The sequence below is a fragment of the Chitinivorax sp. B genome (assembly GCF_005503445.1).
In the GTDB taxonomy this organism is placed as follows: Bacteria; Pseudomonadota; Gammaproteobacteria; order Burkholderiales; family SCOH01; genus Chitinivorax.
The window spans coordinates 1-5,436 of the sequence record NZ_SCOH01000096.1 but is presented as its reverse complement, the minus strand read 5'-3'; the positions used below and the strand labels follow the sequence as shown (position 1 = coordinate 5,436).

1 protein-coding gene is annotated in these 5,436 nt (G+C 56.4%); it reads right to left on the bottom strand.

Annotated features, from left to right (window positions below):
• The coding region (locus tag FFS57_RS24230; RefSeq protein WP_137940403.1) for an FG-GAP-like repeat-containing protein at positions 1-5,436 on the bottom strand (5,436 nt) is incomplete at both ends.

The following is a 5,436-nucleotide window of genomic DNA, read 5'->3' as shown; positions in this document are numbered from 1 at the left end:
ACCGTCGTATTCGTTGCGGCTGACCTGGTTGAGGGCATTGGTGGTGCTTGTCAGCTGGCCGGCCCGGTCGTAGCCGTAGCGGGTCGCTTGATCGGCGGCATCCACCGTTGGCAGGGTCGCCAGGCTGTCTGCCGATACCGCCACCCGCTCTGCATGCCGTACGCTCGCCACCCGGTTGCCGAAGGTGTCGTATTCGTAACTCGTCACCTCCCCTTCCGCGTTCACGCTCGCCAGTAAACGACCGGCTCGGTCGTACCGGTTGACTGTTGTTGCAACGGCACCTTGATCCAGTTTGACGTCATCGACAAAAGCGGTGACATCACCACCTGCCACGCCACCCAATCCTTGAATCGTGACGGTATGTGACCCAGCTGTCATGATTGCCAACGGCACCACGAACTCACCATAACGACCACGCGGCGGAACGATTGGCTCGCCCTGCGGGATGCCATCCACCAAGACCTGCAGACGCTGATCCAGGCTATTGGCATTGACCCGTTGTGTCGCTTTGAAATACAGCGCCACGCCGGTACTCACCTGAATCGTTTGACTGATTCGGCCATCACCCTGAATGAAGCCAACTTGGCTACCTTGTACAGGCGCAGGTGCGCCATTGGTGAAACCAGAGCCGGTAGCGGCCGAAATGCCCGCGCTGTTTTCGTATAGCCACGCCCCATCTGCAGGACGTTGGATATAACTGCCGTTTGCGTTGACGGTTTCAAAACCGCCATTGGCCAGGGGCACCGTTGCGTCGGAACCACGTCCCAGATCCACCTGTTGCATCACCAGATTGCCACGGTCATCGTACCGATTGACGGTGAAATGGTTCTGCGCATCCAACTTTTTAATGACACGATTGGCCTTGTCATACTCGACACGGGTGGTGAAGCCCAAGCGATCCTTGGTCTCAATCCGATTACCAAAAGTATCGTAGCGGTATTGTTCCGCCTTGTTGTTGGCATCCAGCGTTTCCACCAACTGGCCAGCCCCGTCATAGCGACTACTTACCACATTGGTATTGGCATCGGTCACGCTGTTACGCTGCCCTGCGGCGTTGTATCCGTAACGTGTCCGCTCGCCAGCATCGTTCAGTTCTTCCACCAGCATGCCACGCTGGTCATAGCGTTTCTGCCATTGATGGTTCAACGCATCCGTGCGGCTGATCAATTGCCCTGCTGCGTCGTAAGCCAAACGCTCAGTCTTGTTCAGCGCATTCGTCTGCTCAACCAAACGACCTGCATTGTCATAACGATACAGTGTGTGACGGTCTTCGTTACCGGGTAGCAGGGCAGCAGTGACTGTTGCCTCATCCAACGCCACACCAGCCGGGATAGCCCGCGCATACTCGATCTGCTCGACACGCTGCCCCAGGGAGTTGTAGCGTTTGGCAACTACTTGGCCCTGGGTGTCAATGCGATAGATCTCGCGACCAACGACATCATAGACCGCCGATGACACGCGGTCGGTACTGTCGGCATTGGCAAAAGCAGCCTCCAGTTTTGCCAATGTAGGTGGCAAATCGGTCAGTAAATCGGCATGCACGATGCTGCCTGTCAGACGACCAAAGCTGTCATAACGGAAATGAGTGACACGACCTTCAGGGTCAACTGCAAAACTGACGCGGCCCCCTTTGTCATAGAACCGTTGCGATTTGTCCGCTTGTGCGGCTGGCGTTTTATAGGTTTCCTGCAACTGTTCCAGAACAGCCAGCGAATCGACGTCACCTTGGCCCAGTACCACGGGCAAGTCGCTTTGGTGAAGCGCAACCACCACACTGGTGGAGTCATAGGAATAGGTGCCGTTTACACCGGTACCCACCATGAAATCAATGGTATCGCCCTGCTTGACCACAATGGCTTGCGACAGCTGTGGGCGGAATGTGCTCGACACATTGCCAGCAAAGATCTCCTGGCCATTGATGAGTACATGTACGTCAGTCGTGGCCCCATACGAGTCATTGGACTGGAACATGGCATCCAGACGATAGCTGCCGGATTGCGGTGCAACAAATCGCAACACCGCATAGCGATCTGTCGTACCGGAGCCGGGGTGAAGCATGACCTGACGTCCGTCCACCCAATTGGTGCCGAAGGTAACACGCGCATCGGTCGGATTGACGAACACGCCTGGTGTGCCATTGCTTGAGGTGCCCCAATAATCCACGCCCTGTTTGGATGTCAGAACCGGGAATGCTGTAAATGCACCTGCCGCCGCCGCATAACCATATTGCCAAACCTCACCCTGGCTGGTGGTACGTGAGAACATGCTCACCGGGTCATGCATCGTTCCGGTTTCGTCCAAGTTCCCGTATCGGGTCAGCGCAACCGAATCGTAAGGACGTGTCGTGATGCGCTGCTCGTGGCGGATCGATTGTGTGACCTGCCCCAGATAGTTGTATTGCTGCTCAGCCACCACCCCTTCCGGATCAATGGTGAATCGGGCACGGCCCAGATTGTCGTACACCACATCGGTCACACGATCAGCCGCGCCGGGTTTGCCGAAGTCTGCCAGTGTGGCTTGGGCTGTCAGGGTCTTGGCATATTGAATCGTCCGCACCACCCGGCCCATGCCATCGTACACACTACGTCGCACCCGGCCAGCACCGTCAATGGTGATCGCCAGACGACCTGCCGTGTCATAGACATAGCGTTCCACCGAATCCAGTTTGCTATCCGGTGTCACAGGCAGCTTGCTCAATATGATGGCCAGATCGGCATTGTCAGCCACGGTCAAGGCAGTACCGTATCGGATACGCTGGATCAGTTGGCCATTGCTGTCATAGATCCGGCGCGTAGCATACCCTTCCCCATCCAGCTCGATGATCAACTGGCTGGCTGCATCATAGAAGGCCCGGCTGTGCTGTACGGTTTGGCTGGTATCGATTGTCAACCGTTGTTCGGCGTCCCACACGGCCAGATCAGTACGACCCAATAGGATGCGGCGGCCGATTTCATTGCCAGCGCCATCGAAGCGTCGTTCGTTAACATGACCCACACCATCGATCGCATAGACAGGCCGGCTTGCCGCATCGTAACCGAGTCGTTCGATCTGATCATGACTGTGGTCACCACCAGCCATTGCCTGCTGGATGCCATCGAGTGTCAGCGGCTGGCCGAGATCGACACTACCGGGTAAAGATTGGGCAAAGCGGGTACGGCGGGTGATTCGGCCCGCTTTGTCGTAGTCGATGCTACTGACACTGCGGTCTGCGCCAATCCGATAGGCCTCACGACCCAATGCATCACGCACGATATAGCTATGCTGATCCATTGCTGTCTTGGGAAGCACAGCCAATCGCGCCCGTACTTCTGCCAGAGTCAGCGCAGTATTGCTGACCATTGGCGTGGCATAACGGCTTTCCCGCAATAGATTGCCAGCACTGTCAAACTGACGTTCGGTGAGCAGGCCATCCACACTTAATGTAAATACTTCCCGACCAGCCTCATCAAACAAATGTTGTATGCCAACAGAGCGCTGAGCCAGGGCAACACGGGCTTTGACGGCATCCAGACTGCTGTCATCAACCACAGGCCGGTTTCCTGCCTGAGTGGTCTGTTCGCTACCCAACAGGCCATCTGCCACCGGGTTGCCCACATGCCATGCACTGTCGAATCCAGCGGGATTGGCATCGTGGTTGTTAGTCGTCGCGAAGCGAATATCACGCACCTCCGACGCCACCGTGGTGCTGCCAAAGGATTCTGCTGCTATCACAGCAAACTGCTGCGCCTTGCTGCCAAATACGTCGCGAACCGCTGCCGTGAATTGGGCGACTGACGTTCCAAAGGCATCGGCAGTGACAGCAGCAAAGGCATGTGTCGTACTGCCAAAGTTATCTTTGGTCACACTGGCGAAAGCATTGGCGCTGCTGCCAAATCCATCCTGATTGCTGGTGGCAAACTGTGCTGCGGTGGATTGGAACGCATCACCAGCCGCGCTGGTTTGCGTGCTTGCTACCACAAACCGATTCGGCATAGCCTGCTGGCGCCAGGTAGTGCTATTCCAGCGGCCATCCGCGTCCTGCCAGCTGGCAATCAAATCCGGGCGATTATCGTTGTTATGTCTGACCAGACGATAGCTCGCACCCTCCCGCCAATCGCCCAGGGTACTGGATGACACGCCGCTATAGCCGGTAGCTGTCGCGCGCAGAATCTGCGCCATGGCTTTGTTGTCGGTCGATTGCCAAATCTGCAACAGATCTGGTTTGCCGTCTGCATTCAGGTCACCGACCAGGAAACGGGCGCCTGGCCGCGCTTCGCCAATGGAGACGTCCTGGCCAGCAGTAAACAGCGAACCATTCGAGACCCAGTGTCTGACATGGGTATTGCTATCCACCCCGGTATAAACCTGAATCAGGTCCTGTTTACCATCACCGTTGACATCTGCAGCGAAGAAACGTGATGTCTCGTTCCAGCTATCCAACTTCATTTCACTGTAGTTATTCAGTCCACCAGCAGTTCGCTGATTGACGCCAACCCACAGCTCATTGTTGTATTTAAAGAATCTCGCTACATCCTGCCGGCCATCGGCATTGTTATCCAATGCCAAGGTCTGCAGATGATTTTCCTGTGCACCCCAGGAACGGCTTTCCTGCGCTCTGACAAAACCACGACCATTGACCGTCCATTCGGTATGGAACGTGGTACCCGCATTGTCCCATTGCACCACCAGATCGGCTTTGCCATCGCCGCTCAGTTCCGTTAGGTAATAGCGCGCACGGTAAGGATTGTTGGCCGAGATATCGGTCGTCTCGCCGTGTATCAAACCCGCTTCAGTCATCAACCAAGTCGTGGCGGTCACCTTAGCATCCGTCTCGCGGCGAATCTCGACCAGATCGGCCTTGCCATCTCCGGTCACATCCCCAACCAACCAATTGCTGTCCGCACGCCAGCTACCCAGTACGCTGACCGTACCCGCGCTGTAACCGGTGTCGGTGGCAATCCACTGCCGCGCTTCCGCTTGGCCATCACCACGATGACGGATCTCCAGCAGGTCAAGCCGGCCGTCGCCATTGAAATCGCCATCCAGGTACTGCGCATCCTTACCCCAGTTGCCGGCAGTGGACACACTGATCCCATCACTGAGCCAGGTCTGCAACACCACCTTGCCATCGGCATCAGTCCACGCACCAATCAGATCGGTACGGCCATCCTTGTTTTGATCATTCAGACGGTAGGTGGCGTTGTCGTTCCATTGGCCCAAAATTTGGTCCGGACCCTGCACCCACCGGAATACCAAATTGGCCGTTGCACTGTCGCTGATTTCTGCTCGCCACACGGTAGCCACGGCTTGACCCTGCTCGTTCTTCCAGATCACCACCAGATCACTCTGGCGATCACCGTTCAGGTCACCCACCAGGTAACGGGCATTGGGTTTGGCCGCACCCAGGCTCTGCTCATAGCCAGGTTGGAAGTAGTTGGTATCTGACCACCAGTGCTT